We start from the raw sequence: 696 nt of genomic DNA, 5'->3' as shown, positions 1-696 counted from the left end.
CTGATCGACCAGAACGGCGTGGTACGCAGCCAGATCGTTAACGATCTGCCCCTGGGCCGTAACATGGACGAGCTGATTCGTCTGGTTGACGCCCTGCAGTTCCACGAAGAGCACGGTGAAGTTTGCCCGGCGGGTTGGCAGAAAGGCGATTCCGGTATGAAGGACACCCCGGACGGTGTGGCCGAGTACCTGTCTGGTAACGCAGACAAGCTGTAATAGAAAGCAGCACAAGAAAGGGGCGCCAGAAATGGCGCCCCTTTTTTTTGCGCTGCTTGCCGGATGCCTGACGCACAATGCCTGACGCTAAAAGCAGGATCAAAACACTGCGCAGCGTCAGGCGTCAGGCGTCCAATCAATCCAGCTCTTTCGCCAGGGTTGGCGGGATGGTTTTGGCCGGTGGTGGTGGCCAGCCGCCCAGGGTCTTGAAGCGATTGACCATGGAGCAAAACAGCTCCGCCGTGCGGGTGGCGTCATACAGGGCGGAGTGAGCTTCGCGCTGGCTGAAACGGATGCCGGCGGCTTCGCAGGCTTTGGCCAGCACCGTTTGTCCGTATACCAGCCCGGCCAGGGCGGCGGTATCGAAACTGGAGAACGGGTGGAACGGGTTGCGCTTGATGTCGGCCCGGTCGGTGGCGGCGTTCAGGAAACCCTGATCGAAGAAGCTGTTATGGCCCACCAGTACTGCGCGTGTGCAAC

Annotated in this window: 1 protein-coding gene and 1 pseudogene; one reads left to right on the top strand and one right to left on the bottom strand. The window is 60.3% G+C overall.

The features are described from left to right. Positions 1–216 (top strand): annotated as a pseudogene (locus A3730_RS26585) (peroxiredoxin); the annotation flags it as partial. Between the two features lie 136 nt (positions 217–352). Here A3730_RS26585 and A3730_RS26580 read toward each other — a convergent pair. Beyond that, positions 353–696 (bottom strand): exonuclease domain-containing protein (locus A3730_RS26580; protein WP_255364328.1); only part of this gene is annotated, 344 nt, incomplete at its 5' end.

The organism is Alcanivorax sp. HI0044 (genome assembly GCF_001634945.1).
Note: the sequence above shows the minus strand (reverse complement) of the source record. Positions and strands in the feature narration are given on the sequence as shown.